Origin of the sequence: Pseudomonas sp. B21-054, assembly GCF_026016345.1 — a bacterium.
Lineage (GTDB): Bacteria > Pseudomonadota > Gammaproteobacteria > Pseudomonadales > Pseudomonadaceae > Aquipseudomonas.
Genome location: NZ_CP087204.1, coordinates 725,023 through 743,800 on the forward strand (window position 1 = coordinate 725,023; position 18,778 = coordinate 743,800).

Genomic DNA, 18,778 nt, shown 5'->3' on the forward strand with positions numbered 1-18,778 from the left:
CATTTACGCCTGCCAGAGAGCCCCTGTGAGCGCACGGCCCTGAATTCGACCGGCGAGCTTTTCATGCCCCCCAACAAAGCAGGCATAATGGCGGTCCTTCGCCGTTGCGGCGTGTCCTACGTACCGGTTACTCCTTGAACGAACGCCCATCAACCAACGTCATACGCCCCTCGGGTTGTCCGGGTTTGTTGCGTGTCGTCCAGGCGTTGGACGGTGGGATCTGCCGAATCAAGCTCGATGGCGGTTCCATCCAGGCGGATCAGGTCGAAGCCGTGGCGTCGGCGGCCGAGCGGTTTGCTGGTGGCGTGATCGAGGCGACCAACCGCGGCAACCTGCAAATCCGCGGGATTGGGTCCGAGCACGGCGCGCTGATCGAGTCACTGCTGGCCGCCGGGCTGGGGCCACGAACACCCGCTGGCGATGACGTGCGCAACCTGATGCTCAGCCCCTCGGCCGGGATCGACCGGCAGATGCGCTTCGACACCCGCCCGTTGGCCGTGCAGATCCTTGCCACCCTGCAAACCCATGAACGCTTCCATGAGCTGTCGGCCAAGTTCGCCATACAGCTGGACGGCGGGGAAGCGCTGGCGATGCTCGAACATCATCATGACCTGTGGTTGTCGGCCCTTGTCCGCGACGGCGAACCCTGGTTGGCCTTCGGCCTGGCCGGCGCGCCGCTGGATGCGCCGGCGGGTAGGGTCCAGATGGCCCAGGGGCATGCACTGGTGGTGGCGGTGCTGGAGCAGTTTCTCGACCTGGCCCGCCCGGACCAGACCCGCATGCGCCACCTGCTGAGTGAGGTCCCCACGGATGAGTTCCTGGCCCGGCTGGCCCGGCGCGTGCCGTTGCAAGCGTGCCGCGATTGGCAGCGGGACGCGTCCACCGACGGACTGCATATCGGTGTCCAGGCCCAGCATGACGACCGTGTCTATGTGGGGGCCGCGGCGCCCCTGGGCCGGCTCGACCCCATCATGTTGCGAGGAGTGGCGCAATTGGCGCGGGAGAAGGGCGATGCCAGCCTTCGTTTCACGCCGTGGCAAAGCCTGCTGCTGCCCAACGTGCGCCGCGAGGGTGCGGACGAGGTCTTGGCGCGGCTGGAGGGCCTGGGCCTGCTGTGCTCGCTCGATCAACCCTTGGCGCACCTCATCGCCTGCACCGGCTCCAGCGGCTGTGGCAAAGCCCTGGCCGACACCAAGGCCGATGCCCGCCAACTGGCCGAGTTGCTGCAATGCCAAGGCCACGCCCTGAAGGTCCACCTGTCGGGCTGCCTGCGTTCCTGCGCGGCGGCTCATATCGCGCCTGCCACTTTGCTGGCGGTCGCCCCCGGTCGTTACGACCTGTATTTTCGCGATGCCACGCTGCCAGGTTTCGGCGCGTTGCAGGCACACAATCTTACTATTGAAGCGCTCGGCCACTGGCTCGACGCTCGCTCCCGGAGCCCCCTTGATGCTTGATTACATCCGCGACGGTCAGGAGATCTATCGCAACTCCTTCGCGATCATTCGCGCCGAGGCCAACCTGGCGCGTATCCCGGCCGACCTGGAAAAACTCGCAGTACGCGTGATCCACGCCTGCGGCATGGTCGAGGCCGTCGACGGCCTGCAGTTTTCCGAAGGCGCGGGCACGGCCGGACGCCAGGCACTGGCCGCCGGCGCGCCGATCCTGTGCGATGCGCGGATGGTTTCCGAGGGGGTGACCCGGGCTCGCCTGCCGGCCAACAACCCGGTGATCTGCACCCTGCGCGACGAAAGCGTGCCGGCGTTGGCCCTTGAGCTGGGCAACACCCGTTCGGCCGCCGCCCTGGAGCTGTGGCGCCCGCATCTGGAAGGCAGTGTCGTGGTGATCGGCAACGCGCCGACCGCGCTGTTTTACTTGCTGGAAATGCTCGATGCCGGCGCGCCGAAACCGGCCCTGATCCTCGGCTTCCCGGTGGGCTTCGTCGGGGCCGCCGAGTCCAAGGCCATGCTGGCGGCCAACAGCCGGGGCGTGCCGTTCGTGATCATGCAAGGTCGTCTCGGCGGCAGCGCCATGGCCGCCGCGGCCGTCAATGCCCTCGCCACGGAGATTGAATAATGCAGCAGCCTGGACGTCTGATCGGCCTCGGCGTGGGCCCCGGTGATCCGGAACTGATTACGGTCAAGGCCTTGCGCCTGCTGCGCGAGTCGCCGGTGGTGGCGTACTTCGTCGCCAAGGGCAAGAAGGGTAATGCCTTCGGCATTATCGAAGCCCATTTGCAGGCCGAGCAGACCTTGCTGCCGCTGGTCTACCCGGTCACCACCGAGGCACTGCCGGCGCCGCTGTCCTATGAGCAAGTGATCGCCGATTTCTACGACACGGCCGCCGAACAATTGGCCGTGCACCTGGATGCCGGGCGCGACGTGGCGGTGATCTGCGAAGGCGACCCGTTCTTCTACGGTTCCTACATGTACCTGCATGATCGCCTGGCCGAGCGCTATGACGCCGAGGTCATTCCCGGTGTGTGCTCGATGCTTGGGGGCGCCTCGGTGCTCGGTGCGCCGTTGGTCTATCGCAACCAGAGCCTGTCGGTGCTCTCCGGCGTGCTGTCTCACGATGATCTCAAGCGCCGCCTGGCCGATGCCGATGCGGCAGTGATCATGAAGCTGGGGCGCAACTTTCCCAAGGTTCGCCAGGTGCTTCAGGAACTGGGCCTGGACGGGCGGGCGCTGTACGTCGAACGGGCGACCATGGCCAACCAGAAAATCGTGCCATTGGATGAAGTCGAGCCGATGTCTTCGCCGTACTTCTCGTTGATCATTGTGCCGGGCGAACGGTGGCAGGGATGACGTCCAACGCTCCGGCAATCGTCATCCTCGGTCCGGGCAGCCTCGCGACAGCCCGGCGTATCCAGCAGCGCTACCCCGACGCCTTGATTTACGGCCTGGCCGGTCGGGTCGAAGGCGCGGATCGTCAATACTCGGAGTTCGGAGCCACCTTGCGTGAGCTCTATCAGCACGACACGCCGATCATCGCCCTGTGCGCGGCCGGCATCGTCATCCGCACCCTGGCGCCGCTGCTGCTGGAAAAGGGCGTCGAGCCGCCGGTGCTGGCGGTGGCCGAAGATGGCAGCGCCGTGGTGCCGCTGCTGGGCGGCCTGGGTGGGGTCAATGTCATGGCCCGCGACATCGCGCAAGCGCTGCAAGTCGCGCCGGCGATCACCACCAGCGGCGAATTGCGTTTCGGCACTTGCCTGCTCAATCCGCCGAGCGGCTACCGCCTCGGCGACCTGGAGCAGGGCAAGCGTTTCGTGTCCGATCTGCTGGCCGGTGAATCGGTGCGCATTGAAGGCGCCGCACCGTGGCTGGGCCAGGCGCAGTTGCCTGAGGATGAACACGCACGGCTGGCGATCCGCATCGACAGCGCCGCGGGCATGCCTGCGGTGGATGAGCTGCGTATCTATCCGCGCAATGTCGTCGTGGCGATCAGCGCGGGGGCGTCGCCGGCCGTTGGCGAGACTTTGCGTGAGGCCGGCCTCGCCGTGCAGTCGCTGGCGTGCCTGTTGGCGGCGGACAGCGACATGGCCCGGCCGGAATTGCATGAAGCCGCAGCGACCTTGAACGTGCCGCTGCGTTTCGCGTCGGCCGCTGGCGACGTCGGCCAATGGCTGAACGAAACCCTTGATCAACCTGCGTCTATTTGCGCGTTGGGCGAGCATGCCGTCGCTGTGACCGAACAGCCCCTCGACCCCCGACAGGTCGGCCGTTCGCGCGGGCGCCTGGCGGTGATCGGCCTTGGCCCCGGCGCTGCCGAGCTGATGGTCCCGGCGGTGCGCGCCGAACTCGACCGCGCCACCGATGTGCTGGGCTACGAAACCTACGTGCGCATGGCCGGGCCGTTCCGGGCCGATCAGGTGCAGCACTGCACTGACAACCGCGAAGAAATGCAGCGCGCCCGCCACGCCTTCGAACTGGCAGCCCAAGGACGCTCCGTGGTGGTGGTGTCCTCCGGCGACCCAGGCGTGTTCGCCATGGCCGCCGCGGTGCTCGAAGCGTTGCATGAATCGACGGATGCCCATTGGCACACCGTCGACTTACAGATCCTTCCCGGTGTCTCGGCCTCCCTGGCCACCGCCGCCCAGGCTGGGGCGCCGCTGGGCCATGATTTTTGCGTGATGTCGCTGTCGGACAATCTCAAACCGTGGTCGATCATCGAAAAGCGCCTGGACCTGGCCGCCGAGGCGGATCTGGCCCTGGCGTTCTACAACCCGATTTCCCGTTCCCGACCCTGGCAACTGGGGCGGGCGCTGGAAATCGTCGGGCACCACCGTGCGGCGCAGACGCCGGTGGTGCTGGGACGCGACATCGGTCGCCCGGGCCAGACACTGCGTGTCACGACGCTGGGGCAGTTGACCCCGGATCAGGTGGACATGCGCACCATGGTGCTGATCGGTTCCTCCACGACCTGCGTCTTCCCTCGCGCCGAAGGCGGCGACTGGGTGTACACGCCGCGCTGGTACGGCAGCAAGCCGCTCTGATGAAATCCGGTGGTCCGTTCGGGCCACCACCACCTGAAGCCTGCCACCGCCTCGGCGCCAGGCATCGGTCTACTTGCCTGTATCCAGTTTTCTCAGAATGTAATAAGCCCTGACTTTAGTTAGCTGCTTTATAGGCAATCGGTCGAAAGTTCTTATGTTCTGACTGCCAAGTTGTGAATAAATAATATGGAGGTGTGTTGTTGGACATTTATTGAATTCGTTGCGGGTTGAGCGATGTCTTGATGAGGGTTATGTTGGCTTTCACTTCGTGGGTTATAACCGTCACTTGAGTGACAGTGGATTGTTTGGTCAGGCAACTCATTGAGTTATCCGCGCATGGATGCGCGTCGTTCAACTTGTCGATGCCTGGGCGCCTGAAGGCGATCCTGGCTATTTACATACAATAAATGGAAGTATTGTTTATGAGTGGATCTGTAATTTTGTCGACGGACAGTTACGTCGATTTTGTGGGTTTGTTGAGGCTCAAAGATCTTGAACAGGCCTTAATAGCGCACAAGGGTTCTGATGAATATGAGGCGGTGCTCCGGTATTACTTCGGTTGTATCGCCTTGCTCGATTCTCCCCGCATGTTGGAGCCCTTGGGGCTTCTCAAACAAGCCGTGGGCGCTTTGCGGGGAAACAGCAGGCGTCGCCGTACACCTGAGTTGCCGGAGGGCGTCGAGGCTGCGGATCTGGCGCATGCCTACAACAAGATAGAGGGTTTCGAAACGCGTCTGCGCAATAGCGTCGAGCAATTGAAAGTGCCCGCCACCGAGGTGCCGAAAAACCTGCATTTTGTTTGGCTGGGGGGCGGTATCGGGCCGATTCAGCGAGATTACATCAATGTCTGGAAACAGGTGTTGGGCCCGGAGGGTTATCGCATCAGCCTGTGGTATGACAGTGATGCGCTGCTGGCCTATGAAACCAACCGGATCATTGTCGAAGCGGCCAAGGCTGACGCCATGCTCAATGGCGCAGAAAACAGCGTCGACGCCTTCACGTTGGGCGACCGTTATGAAGAACGCGCCATCGTCCTGAAGCAGCAGATGTACGCCCACATCACCGAGGCGCTGAAAAACGGCGGCAGCGCCGATGACGCGAGAGTCGACCTGCTGGTTCGGGCTTATGGCCAGGACAAGGCGCGGTTGTCGGCCCTGAAGAGTAATAACAGACTCAGCCTCGAGGCGTTGGCCGAGGGCAGCCTGGCACTGCGCGATCTTGCCAGCGGTGAATTGCCACTGCATCTGCAGGATGTCTACGAACGCGAGATCAATCTGCGTGGCATGTTTGCCGGGGCTTCCGATATTGTGCGTGTCGAAGCCTTGTTCGCCGAGGGCGGCAGCTACGCCGATGTCGATGGCCTGCCGCCCTTGGCGCAAAAGCTGGGCGAGGTGGACATCCGGGCGTTCCAGACGGACGCGCGGCTGGGCGTGCTGCAGCTGCTGCTGGATCGAAACCCTGAATGGATGCCCGGACGCCAGGCCCAGCGCAATAAGTACACGGACTACTTCAACGAGATCCCCGCCGAGCATCGCGAAGCGCTCGAACGTTTCGCTAAAAGCGGACCGGCGTTGAACCGCGTCTTCCGCCCCCCGGTGGAGCGCCTGGCCCGACCGGACGAATTGCGTGCTGTCGTCGAACAACATTTGGTGGGCAACGCATTCCTGATGGCCCACCCCGGGGCGGCGATGCTCAAGAGCGTGATCGAGCGCTTGCGGCTCAACTATGAAGTCGTCGACGCCACCGCGCGCCTGGCCGATGAGCAAAACGTCAGCCTGATCGACGTCGAGGCCATGAGCGATCTGGCGGGCCAGGCCGCGACGCAGGCGTTCGGTGCGTTCCATGAGCTGCCACCGGAAATTGAACTGGCCGTGGCTTTTCTGGTGCAGGCGGCCGCCGCCTACTACAGCGATGGCATCCGCCCCCAGAGCGAAGGCACGATCTATCTCACCGGTCCCGCCGCCATGCGCCAGGGGATGGCGGACTACCAACGCGCACATTTCACCCCTCAAATCGCCGAACAGTGGCAGGCGGAGGCGGCGATCACGGCCGTCGCCACGGTCAACCGGGCGACGGAGGAGGAGCTGGATCACTCCTGGAAGGAGAACGCGCGAGACACCGCGCAATGGCTGATTGACGAGAAAAAACGCTGGCAAGAGGGCCAGTTCAAGACCCGTTATGCGGGTGATATGGCAGAGCTGCTCAAATACCGCTCCCTCCAGTTCGATGAAGGCTGGCCAGTGATCGAGGGGCGACATGTGTTGTCCACCGAGTTGTTGCAGCATTTGGCCGATGAGCTGGGCGAGTCGTTCATGCAGGCGATGAGCCAAAGCCATAACGGTGAGGTGACCTTCGATAAACCCATCCCCCTGAGTTTTGATGAGCGTCAGTCGATCCGCGATCAAAGTGCCTATGCGTTGCCGCCCGCATCGGTGGGCGATTCGCAGACGCGGCAACTGTCTATCGCTGAGCTCCTCGACCGCCTCGCCAGCGACCGTTTCGAAGTCGCTCAACTGAGTCCCTTGCAGCGCCTGCTACTGGGAGGCCTGAGTGGTGCGAAGGCGTTGGATAACCGCAGCTTCGACGCGGCTCGCCCAGCGTTGGATAACCTGGCCAACAACCTCGCCACGCGCGGGACCGCTGGCCGTTATGCGGCGATCGAACAAGCGTTGTTCCAGCGTCAGGCGCCGGCCTTCCTGGCCGGGCTCGCCAGCGCCACCGATGCGCCACCGAGGCATGGCGAAACCGCCTTGGGCATGAAGAAAACCGCGTTGGAGCAGCCGTTGACGTTGCGCCAATGGGGCCAGCACGTTGCCCGGATCCGTCAGGTGGCGAAGCTTGAATACCGCGTCCGGATTGACGAACGCCTCAATGCTGTCCTGAGCGGTTTCGAGGCCGCCACGAACAAGCTTGTGCCGCAGGACCTGCTGCTCCAGGGCGAGGGTGACAGAGTGGGCGGACGTTGCTATCCCCTGGCCCTCGCCATGGCCGCGGCCTTGTCCCAAGGCAAGGCCGCGGTCAACACCCTGCGCGAGCGTTTCTACCTCGCCGTGCTCGAGCCCGGGGCCAGCGATTCGGTGACCTTCCTCAACAGTGTGGAGTCGTTGCGCGATGTGCAGCTCGGCGACGTTGGCAGTGCGCTGGCGCGCTCGGACCTGAATGAGGTCGTGGACATCCTGCAAGCCAGGACGACCACCAGCACGCTGATGCTCAACTCCGATAACCACGCCATGCTGGTGGCCAAGACCATTGAGGGGGAGCGCAGCACCTATCACTTCTACGATCCGAATTTCGGTGTGTTTGAGTTCGAGCATCCGACCCCGTTCAGACAGGCGCTGGAGCGGTTCTTTCTTCAACAGGACATGGCCAGCCATTACGCGGCGTATGGCGATGCGGCGCGACCGACTTTCGACCTGATCGAACTGGAAGGTGCACGGGTGTCGAGGCTGGTATTGCCCGGTGCCATTGAGGTTTCGAAACTGCTGCAACCCGACGCCTTGCCCGAGCAGTCGCAACGTCCTATGAGGCAGCGGCTGGCCAACGCACGTGGACAATCGTTGCAGAACAACCCTCGCCTGGGCAGCTGCCTGCTGGCACTGGATGGCCGTTGGTGGAGCCAGCAAATCGAGCAAGCGACGAGCCGCCTGCGGCAGGAAAACCAGCTGGCGTCTCACCTCGTACCGTTGTTCGATACGCTGGAGGTCACGCCGGACGGGTCGTACCGGGTGAGCTTGATCGATCCGGTCAAGCCTGAGCAACTGGTACGGGTCGTCACGGATGACCATCGACTCCTGCGTATAAAAAGCTACCTCTCGGAACAGTTTTCGGCATTGGCCAACAAACCCTCCGCGATGAACGACCCAACCGAGGTAGGGGGTGTCCACACGTTGAACGCCGGCTTTGCCATACAAGCCCTGATGAGCGCGTTGTGCGGACAGGAAGGATCGAGTCGGCCCCTGACCCTGGCGGTGCGCTTGCATGCCTACGTCAATTACGCGCAGTTGGTGCATGGCGTCGTGGCGGATATCGCGGGCCTGGTCGGCCTGGTTCGGCAGGCACTGGCCGAGGAGAAGTTGATTGCTCGTACCGTCGCGCCAGTGGTCAAGGCGGCGCTGGGCTCCAGCGTCAGTGAAGCCACAGGGGGACTGCTGCAACTGGCCAATGTCGGGTTTGACATCTACCAATTGGCGACGGCCCACAACGACGTCGAGCGCGCTCAGTTCGGCACCCAACTGGCTTTCGACTCCGCCAGCCTGGTGTTGTCGGTGGGGGCGTACGCGGTTGGCGCCACGACCGCCGGCGCGATGCTGGGCGGTGCCGCAGTGATGCTCGGTGGGTTGGCGGTGGGGGTGGCGGCCCTGGCCCGGGGCTTCGCCACCATTGCCGAAGAAGCCAAAGAGGTCGGGGTGTTGTTCGATGAAATCGCCAAGGCTCATCTGCAGGCGTACCGGTTTGATGCCAGGCAGGGTGCATGGCTGCCGCGCTCCTCGTTGATCGTCCAGGCGCTGGATCTGACTCGGGGCGCGTTGATGCTGGACAGCCCCAAGCTCTATCCGCAACGCGATCATTTTGGGGTGCCGACGATAGAACTCGATTACGATCGGGCCATTAACATCCGTCGAGACCTAGGTCTGCCGGGGCAAGTTGCATTCAAGCCACCTGCCGGCCAAGTCATCATACTGCCCTGCACACCGCAAACCTGTTACCGCTATGAGTACATCGCCCTGCCATTCGCGACATCGCGTCATGACACCGGGTTCGACACGGCACGGCGCCTGGAGAAAAGGAAAGCGGACGGCAGCTGGCAATTTCAGTTTTCCTTTTATTCGTTTCCCAGTGAATACATCGTCCGTCGCATGATTCCCGATTATCGGCCAACGGTGATCGACGTATTGCTCGACAGTGCTGACCGTTCACTGGTGGTGCCTCTTATTCCCCCGATTTGGCACAACATGATCGCTTATAAAATCCAGGGGGCCGGCAAACGATGCGCATTGGTCGTTCATCCCGGCGTGAAACTGAGCCTGGAGTCGACGAGCCTGCAGGTGACCACTTGGTTTATGGACGCCTCTTGGGCCTCGGAGAAAGAGATCAGGATTGAGCGTCACGATAAGCTCTTCATCGACGACGTTCAGGTAACGATCGTTGGAGGGTGGCGCCACGAAGTTTTACTCCGGCTTGCCGACAATCAAGTATTCAAGGTTGATTTGGCTAACCGCACGCTCGTGCTTTTGGAACTGGACGCACCGCCCGGCATGGATCAGCAAACGTTGCAGGATCATTTCAAGGCCCTGGCTCGAGACCACCGTCTAGCGATGGCGTACACACCGATTCACCACCACCTCATTCCGTTTGAGGACCCGGACGAGCCTCGCTACATCACGGCCTGGTATGACGCGAAGGAGGACCGCTTTCTTTACATTCGCGACGATCTGCTGGGTGTCGAGGACGCGGTGCTGAGGGCAGTGGTCGGCGACTCCTGCTATTTCTACGACCCGCAGAACGTGATCATCTGGCAAGTCGATGCGGTCACTGGGTTGGTGAGCCATCGTTACTGGTTGCGCAGTACGAGCAACCTGGTAAGCACCATCAAGAGCGTCGAGGCGGACGCGCAGGGGGTGATTCATGTCGTCCAGCAAAACACCCGCGCGGATCAGACCGTCGATGTCTTGGTGTATCTGATCCATGACGGGCAACTGCTGCTCGGTTCGATCACGCGAGAGCTGGATCTGGCGATGGAGCCGGCCTTGAGTGCCAGCGAGACGCTGGCCGACTGGTCGCAGGTCCTGGGTGACAGTCCGTCCTTTACACCGAGTACCCATTCTGAGGATTCGTTCGTCACCGTCAATTGGCAACCGGCCCCCTTCGTTTCGATCTGTTGGAAGTCCGATGCGCAGTGGCGGGACATGGCCTGGGTGCGCCGCAGTGACCGCTTGATCATCCGTCCCTCGCCGAGGCGCAACCAGCCACGTGGCTGGCCCGACTCGATCAAGAACATGACGGATCTGACGCTGCTCGCACCGCCGGACGACAGCGATGTGTTTGTCATCTACGACAGGCTCAAACAGGAACTGTGCAGTAGGCGGCGTACTTTGGTGGAGGGCAAGGGGCATTGGTCCAACCGGTGGGCACGTGTCCCCCAGCTGGAAAATGTCATCGCCGTTGACGGTGGCTACGTGGCGTTGGGCTCTGGCGGTGTGTTCTACAACCTGAGTGGCCAGGGCGACCTGGCGCTGGGCGGCGTCAGGGAAGAGTGGTTCAAGGACCGGGCGCAATGGTGGACGGCCTTGGATGCGCTGGTCCTGCAGCACAGGAACAAAAGTCTTGCCCTGATCGGTTTGACCAACTTCAGCGGTGACGAGCGGTTGTGCGCCTGGTACGTCGGCAACCGGTTGCTGCTGGCTGACCTGGGCAGCGCCACGGAGCTGCGGCTGCTGGGCGCAACCCCGGATGGCGAGGCCGCCTGGCTGCTCGATGTGGCGAGCGGCGAAGTCTATCGCCAGGCCTTTATCGATCCGCAGAAAGTGGACGCTGCCTTTGGCCAGGGGTCGCAATTGTTGAAGGCTGACGTGCTGCCCCACCCGCAGCGTGAATGGTCGCCCTGGCAATTTGTCGAGCTGACGGCCGATGGGGTGGGGCTGCGTGGCGTGACATACGAAGGTGTGGTGGTTGCGCTGCGGGATCAGGAGCCGGCGTTGATTACCGGTGTCACTCAGGAATGGGTCGTCATGCAAGGTGGCCGGGAGATCGAGGGGCTCAGGCAATTGGCGAGCCAGCCGTTTCACAGCCCGCTCTTGTCGGTGGAGGAACCCGGTAGCCTGACGTGGTTCGTGGCCGAGAGCGCGCGCGTGATCCGGGTGCCCAAGGCCGCCATTCCGGAGTCTTTCGAAGTCTTGGGAACCCTGCAGCAGACTAATATCCTGTTGCATGAAAGCCAGAATGGAAAGCTGCTGACCTTGCCCAGCATGGGCCATGGTGGGCCGCTCAGCTATGTCCAGCGTGAAGGCGAGGTCATGGTCGTCGAGGGCCATGAAGCGAAGATCGATGATCTCCTGCCGCTGATGCCTGACGACGTCAAGATCCTGATCCTGCGCATGGGCCAAGGCGCGGTGAGTTACCGGCTGTCAAAAGCGGCCTGGTTGAGGATCAAGTCGGTGGTCCTCGACTGCCGACATCCGCTGGGCAGTGCGGTGACTGTCCCCGGCAAGTTGATCTGGGAGCTGGAAGAGCCGGACCAGTTGCTGCTGAGCAAGGTTCATGAGCACCTGGTGATCATCGATCCGGACAGCGGTCACAGTGTGATTTTTCGTGAGGTGTATGCGGCCGATGTCAATTTGCGAGGCGACGTGTTGCTCAGTTTCGGTGAGCATCGACACTATGCCGTTTCCACACTGGTGCAGCGTCTGGACGCTTTGCAGGACGCCCAGAACGGCGTCACGCTGGAAGCGTTGTCGAATGAAACGTCTACGGAGGAGACTAATGCAGTGGGTTGAACCAAGGCCGTCGTCCACGATTAGGCTTTAGGTGGAAAAGGGTTGCCGGTGTTATCACGGGCAACCCTTTTTTATTGAATCGTGTCATCCCGAAAAAGACGTTGCGCTGTCACGCCAGGCTTTGAAATGTCAATAGTTTACGAGGCGCGCCTTTCTTAAGGTAAAGCGTCTCATCAAGTGCTCATTCAATAATCGATTGATCAGTGTTCTTCTGCTGTCGAGTTCGTTTCTGTCTAACTTCAGAAAAGCCCTGCGTTGGATAATCCTGGCTGAACGCCTTTCCCAGTTCCAGAACAGAAAGTTGCGTTGTTTTATTTCGACACTCAGTTCGAGCTTGAACAGGGCAATATGAAGGTTGCCTTGTGAGTCATAGCGGGCCGGGACAATTTGAAAAGTCTCGCCTTCCTGGGTTTCGCTGTCAAAGGACAGGATGGCCGGGTGATCGGTTTTTAGCGTGTCGAGGGTATCGATCATCGCGTTGGCCTGCCGCGCATCCTTCATGGCGTGGGCGCTCTCCACCAGGAAATCGGCCACGGAGCCTGTGAGCAGATGTTGTGTACGCGTATGGATGGAGTCGTCATACAGCGACCAGCCGAGGAAATTCAAGGTGCGGGCATACTCTTCGAACCAGCCCTTGGGGTTTGCATAACGGTGATGGCCGAGATCGGCCGATCGGGTGGCGATGTTGTTGCAGTCGGCAATGTCATTGTGGTCTTGCAGGGTCGGTGTCCCGATATAGGAAAACAGGTTGGGGCCGGTGACCAGTCCGGTTAATAGTTCATTGTTCATGAGTGCTCTCCGTTAAAGTTAAGTGGCGGCAGAAGTGCAATGATGAACGTTGGTTTTAAGTGGGTGGATAGTTAATTTAAATCTGAATATTTGAAGGGGTGGGCAGCTACATATACTGCAAACAGTCGGTGTTGTTATTTTTGAAGAAAATAATCTAGATTGAAGTGGGTTCGCAGGAGCGGGCTTATATATAACCAAGGAGGTTTTTATGGAACAGTTCGAAAGTGTAATCAGTGTGGCGCAAAGTGTTGAGTTGCTCAGTGCGCGTATCAACAGGCGCAAGGCGTTGGCCACTGCGGGTCGACGTGTACGCAGGTCTGTCGTGCAGATGCATGACAATCCGAACAAGGACCTGGATGCGCTCATGTTGGGGGATGCGCTCGTGGGCTATGGCAACAACATGTCGCAGAACAACATGGCGATCATGGAAAACCTGATGACCATGGCGATCATGGAAGCCAACTATGAGGTGCCCGGCGGCAAAAATACCCGGGCGTGGTACGACGCCTTTATCCAATGCCTGGGAGACCTCGGGTGCTTCATCGCCGAGGACGGCTATACCCGTTACTCCGAGAGTGCCCGGCGTGTAGACATGGATTTCGTGATCAGCGATATCGTCAAGGGGGTCATCGATGGTGTTAAGGCCGGCGTTCCGGGAGCGGCGGTGCTCGGTGCCGTGGTGAACACCACGATTGATGGACTGAAGCGAGATGAGGAGACCATGCGTCTGTTCAACAGCCAGGTCAAGGTGGCCGAAGGCGCGCGTTTATCGGTCATTCCATGCGAGCAGATGTCCGACGGTACCCTGGTCGCATCGTCCGCCTCGATAAGACAGTCCGGGACTTCGAGTAACGGTGGGGTTCTGTTCGTGAACTGGCAATCTTCAGCGCGAGATATCTTCCGCGGTAAATCGTTCGTGACCTTCAACCCTGCCCGCTACGAAGCGTTCAGGCAAGACATCGAAGAGTATCTGGGCGAACACCGCAGGGAGGTACTGAGTAAAAGATTCAGCCGTCGCAAGCGTGCCTGAGTTCCAGGCACCGTGATGGCTACGGCACCAGGTACCCTCTCACGCCGGTAAAGATGATCTGTGCCGCCAATGCACAGACAAACAAACCCATCAGCCGGCTGACGATCTGCAAGCCCTGGTCACCCAGGATCCGCTCGATGCGACTGGACAGGTAAAGCACCACGCCGACGGTGAAACTGGCCAGGGCGATGCTGATGATGGCCATGAGTTTGTCGTCCCAGTGCGGCTGGCTCACGCCCATCACCAGCAGGGCGCCGATGGTGCCGGGGCCGACGGTCAACGGAATGGTCAGCGGGACGATGGTCACGTCCTGCTGAACATTGTCCGTTTGTACGGCCGACTTGCCTTGGGCCATGCCCAGCGCCGAAATGAACAACACACTGCCGGCACCGATACGGAACGCATCCACGGTGATGCCGAACACGCTGAAAATCACTCGCCCGAACAAGTACAGCAATACGCTGGACACCAGCGTCGCGGTCGCCACCTTCCAGGCCAGGCGTCGTTGCTCCTTGCGCGAGTAGCCGCGAGTCAGGCCGATAAAACACGACAACACGAAGAAGGGGCTGTAGAGCACCAGCATCTTCAGGTAAACACTGAACAGCACATGGAGCATGGTCGAAGCTCAAGGCGAAGGAGACGACGGGAGTCTATCAGGCGTTTTGCCGTCTGTCGGCTCAGGACGTCTGCGCCGTACGGTTCTGCTGGTCACGCTGGGCCACCCAGTGCTCGATCAGCTCGCGCAGTTGTGAAAGCTCCACCGGCTTGGCCATGTGTCCGTCCATTCCGGCCTGGCGGGCGCGCTCCTTGTGTTCAGCCAGGATGTGCGCAGTGAGCGCGACCACCGGGGTGCGGGTTCGCTGGTTACCGACTTCCCAGGCGCGCAGTTGCTGGGTGGCGGAGAACCCGTCGAGGATCGGCATTTCGCAGTCCATCAAGACCAGGTCGTAGCGCTGCTCCTTCATGGCCTTGAGCGCTTCTTCGCCGTTGCTGGCGGTGTCGGGTTGCAGGTTGAGTTTGCCGAGCATGCCCCGGATGACCTTGGTGGAAATGCTGTTGTCCTCGGCCACCAGGATGCGGAAATCGCTGGGCACTTTCACCGGCGTGATCGGGCCCGCATTCACCGGTACGTTCGGCAGCTGGCCTTTGTTGCGTTGGTTCAGTTCGTCCGCCAGGGTCGTCTTGAGGGTATAGCCGGCCACCGGTTTGGCGAGGATGCGCTTGACCCCGCTGTTGCGGGCCACGATCTTGCTCGGCGCGTTGCTGATGCCGGTGAGCATGATCAACAGGATGTCGTGGTTCAGGCTCGGGTCTTCCTTGATCTTGGCCGCCAATTGCATGCCGGTCATGCCAGGCATGTTCTGGTCCAGCAGTACCACGTCGAAATAATCCCGCAGGTGCGCCTTGGTGCGCAGCAGCGCCAGGGCTTCCTTGCCCGACGGCACCGCGCTGACATTCAAGCCCCAGGCGCTGCACTGTTGCACCAGCACCTTGCGACAGGTGTCGTTGTCGTCGACGATCAACACCCGCGCACCTTGCAGCGGGGCATCGAGGTCGGAAGTCGGATGTTCGAGGCGGTCCGGGTCCAGCGGCAAGGTCAGCCACAGGGTGCTGCCCTGGCTGCTGCCGCTTTTGATGCCGAACTCCCCGTGCATCAGGATGATCAGCTGGCGGGCGATGACCAGGCCCAGGTTGCCGCCCAGGCGCGTGGCCGAGAGGAAATTCTTGCTGTGCAATTCGGCATGCATCAGCGTGTCGCGTTCTTCGGCGTCCATCGGCGAGCCGCTGTCCTGCACTGCGATGCGCAGGCGTGGCTGATTGCTGCGCTCGTCGAGGGCCACGACGATCAACACCTCGCCCTCGTCGGTCTTCTTCAAGGCGTTTTCCAGCAGGCTCAGCAGCGCCTGGCGCAGCCGCGTCGGATCGCCGCTGATCACCCGCGGCACTTGGGGCTGGATGAAGCTGATCAGCTCGACATTTTGCTGCTCGGCCTTGGCGCGGAAGATGCTCAGGCAATCCTCGATCAAGGCATTGAGGTCGAACTGTACATCGTCCAGTTCGATCTGCCCGGATTCGAGCCGGGAAATGTCGAGTATCTCGTTGATCAGGGTCAGCAGTTCATTGCCGGCGCTGTGGATCGTCTGCACGTAGTCGCGCTGCTTGACCGACAGCGGGGTGCCCAATAGCAGTTCGGTCATGCCCAGTACGCCGTTCATCGGAGTACGGATCTCATGGCTGATCTTGGCCAGGAACTCGGCCTTGGCATTGATCTCGGCATTGCTCGCCGCCAGGTCGCGGCTGATGCTGAAACGGCTTTCATTGATCGAGCGCTGGCGCTCGCCCAGGGCGACACTCATCAGCAGGCCACTGATGCAGATGAAGACCAGCAGCGTGACGATCAAACCTTGCGGAGGGACCTCCGTGAGCCCTTGCAGCGCCGGAAGGATGATCAACGTGCCCAGGTTGAAGACCACCATGGCCGCGACAAACAGCCGTGCCGGGCGGTAGCCCTTTTGCCAGTGCCAGGCGCTGACGAACAGCATGCTCAGGCCGGCGAGAGCCACGAGGGCATAGGTCATGATATTGAGCGGCAGCGTGTTGACGAACAACAGCAACAGGCTGCACAGCATGACGACCACGATATCCCCCAGCAGCAGCCGGTTCAGCGGATGCGGCCCCAGGGGCGCGAAAAAGCGATAGGCGAACATCAAGCCGCAGGGCGCGGTCAGCAGCAGGGCCAGGTAGGCCCCCGGCGTCTGGATCGTGGGCCAGTCGGGCAGCCAGGGGCCTGCCAGGTTCAGCAGCAGCACCAGGCTCAGCATCAGCAGCCCTTCGCAGGCCGCCAGCCACAGGCAACTGCGTGAGCGGGTATAGGCGTAGCGGGTGAGGTTGTGCAGGATCAGCATGGCGATGCAGCCGAACAGCAGGCCATAGATCAGCGTCTGGTTCTGATTGGCCGCCGCCAACACCGCCGGTTGCAGGGTGACGTAGGGGCGCAGTTCGTGTCGGGATGCCAGTCGCAGGTAGACGTCCAGCGGTTTATCGCTGCGCGGCAGTGCCAGCATGAAGTCGCTGGTGGGCACGGGCAGTTCGGTACGCGGTAGGGTATCGCCGCTGACTTGTTGGTCAACCAGGGTATCGCCGTCCAGCACATAGAGATTCAGGCGGGACAGGTCGGGCGCGAAAATGCGCAGGATTTGTTCATGTTTATCGGGGGCCAGCCGGAAACGCAGCCACAGGGCCCCGCCGGGTTCGGCCGCCTTGAGGCGGTCCAGGTCGATGGGGCTGAATTGATTGGTGTAGCGGGCAGAGCGGATGTCGCTCAGCTTCAGGTCGCCCTGTTCGTCGAGCAATATCGCCCAGCCACTGCCTGGCGCGGCCTGTGCCGGGAGCATGCAGAGCAGCGTCAGCAGGGTGACGGTAAAGCCTATGGCAATCCTGAGCCAGCGCACGGCGAAATCCCTTCGTAGGTTGATGCCAGATTATAACTATGCGCGGCGCCCGAGTAGACAGGCAAGGGCCACCGACCCTTGCCTGGCTGAATGACCGGGTTATTCCAGATTTTCACCGCGCTCGCGGGCAATGGCACGGTAGCCAATGTCCTTGCGGTAGAAACAGCCTTCCCAATCAAGCTCGGCGGCAAGCTTGTAGGCTTGCTGCTGGGCGGCGTCGACACTGGCGCCCATGGCGGTGGCGCAAAGCACGCGACCGCCGGCGGTCACCACTTGGCCGTCCTTCAAGGCAGTACCTGCGTGGAAAACCTTGCCTTCCAACCGGGCCGCGGCGTCCAGGCCCTGGATAACGCTACCTTTAGCGTAGTCGCCCGGGTAACCGCCCGCCGCCAATACCACGCCGACGCTTGGACGCGGATCCCATTGGGCTTCGACTTTGTCCAGCGCCTGGGCCAGGGCGGCTTCGACCAGCAGCACCAGGCTCGATTGCAGGCGCAGCATCACCGGCTGGGTCTCAGGATCGCCGAAACGGCAGTTGAATTCGATGACTTTTGGGTTACCAGCCTTGTCGATCATCAAGCCGGCGTACAGGAAGCCAGTGTAGACGTTGCCTTCTTCGGCCATGCCGCGCACGGTCGGCCAGATCACCTGGTCCATGACCCGCTGATGCACTTGGGCGGTGACCACCGGGGCCGGGGAGTAGGCGCCCATGCCGCCGGTGTTCGGGCCGCTGTCGCCGTCGCCGACCCGTTTGTGGTCTTGGCTGGTGGCCATCGGCAAGACGTTCTTGCCATCGACCATGACGATAAAGCTGGCTTCCTCGCCGTCGAGGAACTCTTCGATCACCACCCGGGAACCGGCGTCACCGAAGGCATTGCCGGCCAGCATGTCGCGCACGGCCTCTTCGGCCTCGGCCAGGGTCATGGCGACGATCACGCCTTTACCGGCGGCCAGGCCGTCGGCCTTGATCACGATAGGCGCGCCTTTCTCCCGCAGATAGGCCAGGGCCGGCTCGATTTCGGTGAAGTTCTGGTAATCGGCGGTCGGGATCTTGTGACGCGCCAGGAAATCCTTGGTGAACGCTTTCGAGCCTTCCAGCTGCGCGGCGCCGGCGGTCGGGCCGAAACAATCCAGGCCACGGGCGCGGAACAGGTCGACCACGCCGGCGACCAGCGGCACTTCCGGGCCGACGATGGTCAGCGCGACGTTCTTCTCGGCGAAATCAGCCAGTTGCTCCAGGGCCAGCACGTCGATGGCGACGTTTTCGCACTTGGCTTCGATGGCCGTGCCGGCATTGCCCGGCGCCACGAAAACCTTCTGCACGCGGGGATCCTGAGCCACTTTCCAGGCCAGGGCGTGTTCACGGCCACCGCTGCCAATGATCAAAACATTCATTTCAAAAACCTCGGATGACGCTGATTCTGTATGCAGCACTGAAGCTGCTTTTCTGTGGGAGCGAGCTTGCTCGCGATGACGGGGTGTCAGCGGACTTCAATGCTGACTGATCCGACGCTATCGCGAG

Annotated in this window: 10 protein-coding genes; 6 read left to right on the top strand and 4 right to left on the bottom strand. The window is 61.6% G+C overall.

The genetic code is table 11. The annotated features are described in order from the left end of the window. Nucleotides 1-134 precede the first annotated feature (134 nt). The 5 genes from cobG to LOY70_RS03195 all read left to right on the top strand — a co-directional run bounded on the left by cobG (nucleotide 135) and on the right by LOY70_RS03195 (nucleotide 11,985). Nucleotides 135-1,454, top strand: a complete 1,320-nt coding sequence (gene cobG / locus LOY70_RS03175; RefSeq protein WP_320110197.1) for a precorrin-3B synthase — start codon at nucleotides 135-137, stop codon at nucleotides 1,452-1,454. Continuing rightward, entirely contained in the window at nucleotides 1,447-2,073 is a 627-nt protein-coding gene (locus LOY70_RS03180) for a precorrin-8X methylmutase (protein WP_047227378.1), read from the top strand. The genes cobG and LOY70_RS03180 overlap by 8 nt, the downstream gene beginning before the upstream one ends. Next, complete coding sequence (locus tag LOY70_RS03185) at nucleotides 2,073-2,804, top strand: precorrin-2 C(20)-methyltransferase (RefSeq protein ID WP_123415122.1); 732 nt, start codon at nucleotides 2,073-2,075, stop codon at nucleotides 2,802-2,804. Before LOY70_RS03180 ends, LOY70_RS03185 begins: the two co-directional genes overlap by 1 nt. After that, nucleotides 2,801-4,492 (top strand): precorrin-3B C(17)-methyltransferase, encoded by a 1,692-nt coding sequence (cobJ, locus tag LOY70_RS03190; RefSeq protein WP_265033255.1) that lies wholly within the window; start codon nucleotides 2,801-2,803, stop codon nucleotides 4,490-4,492. The genes LOY70_RS03185 and cobJ overlap by 4 nt, the downstream gene beginning before the upstream one ends. A gap of 422 nt (nucleotides 4,493-4,914) precedes the next feature. Continuing rightward, nucleotides 4,915-11,985, top strand: a complete 7,071-nt coding sequence (locus LOY70_RS03195) for a TcdA/TcdB pore-forming domain-containing protein (protein ID WP_413776624.1) — start codon at nucleotides 4,915-4,917, stop codon at nucleotides 11,983-11,985. A 129-nt stretch (nucleotides 11,986-12,114) separates the two neighbouring features. Here the strand turns inward: LOY70_RS03195 and LOY70_RS03200 are convergent, their stop codons facing one another. Next, complete coding sequence (locus LOY70_RS03200; protein ID WP_265033258.1) at nucleotides 12,115-12,774, bottom strand: hypothetical protein; 660 nt, start codon at nucleotides 12,772-12,774, stop codon at nucleotides 12,115-12,117. 208 nt (nucleotides 12,775-12,982) lie between these two features. Here LOY70_RS03200 and LOY70_RS03205 point away from each other — a divergent pair, with 208 nt between their 5' ends. Then, nucleotides 12,983-13,804, top strand: a complete 822-nt coding sequence (locus LOY70_RS03205) for a hypothetical protein (protein ID WP_265033260.1) — start codon at nucleotides 12,983-12,985, stop codon at nucleotides 13,802-13,804. A gap of 19 nt (nucleotides 13,805-13,823) precedes the next feature. Here the strand turns inward: LOY70_RS03205 and LOY70_RS03210 are convergent, their stop codons facing one another. The 3 genes from LOY70_RS03210 to purD all read right to left on the bottom strand — a co-directional run bounded on the left by LOY70_RS03210 (nucleotide 13,824) and on the right by purD (nucleotide 18,651). Beyond that, a complete protein-coding gene (locus LOY70_RS03210; protein ID WP_014336378.1) occupies nucleotides 13,824-14,420 on the bottom strand; it encodes a MarC family protein in 597 nt (198 codons plus the stop codon). A gap of 61 nt (nucleotides 14,421-14,481) precedes the next feature. After that, nucleotides 14,482-17,256, bottom strand: a complete 2,775-nt coding sequence (locus LOY70_RS03215) for a hybrid sensor histidine kinase/response regulator (RefSeq protein WP_265033266.1) — start codon at nucleotides 17,254-17,256, stop codon at nucleotides 14,482-14,484. 99 nt (nucleotides 17,257-17,355) lie between these two features. After that, complete coding sequence (gene purD / locus LOY70_RS03220; protein WP_123345046.1) at nucleotides 17,356-18,651, bottom strand: phosphoribosylamine--glycine ligase; 1,296 nt, start codon at nucleotides 18,649-18,651, stop codon at nucleotides 17,356-17,358. Between the last annotated feature and the right edge of the window lie 127 nt (nucleotides 18,652-18,778).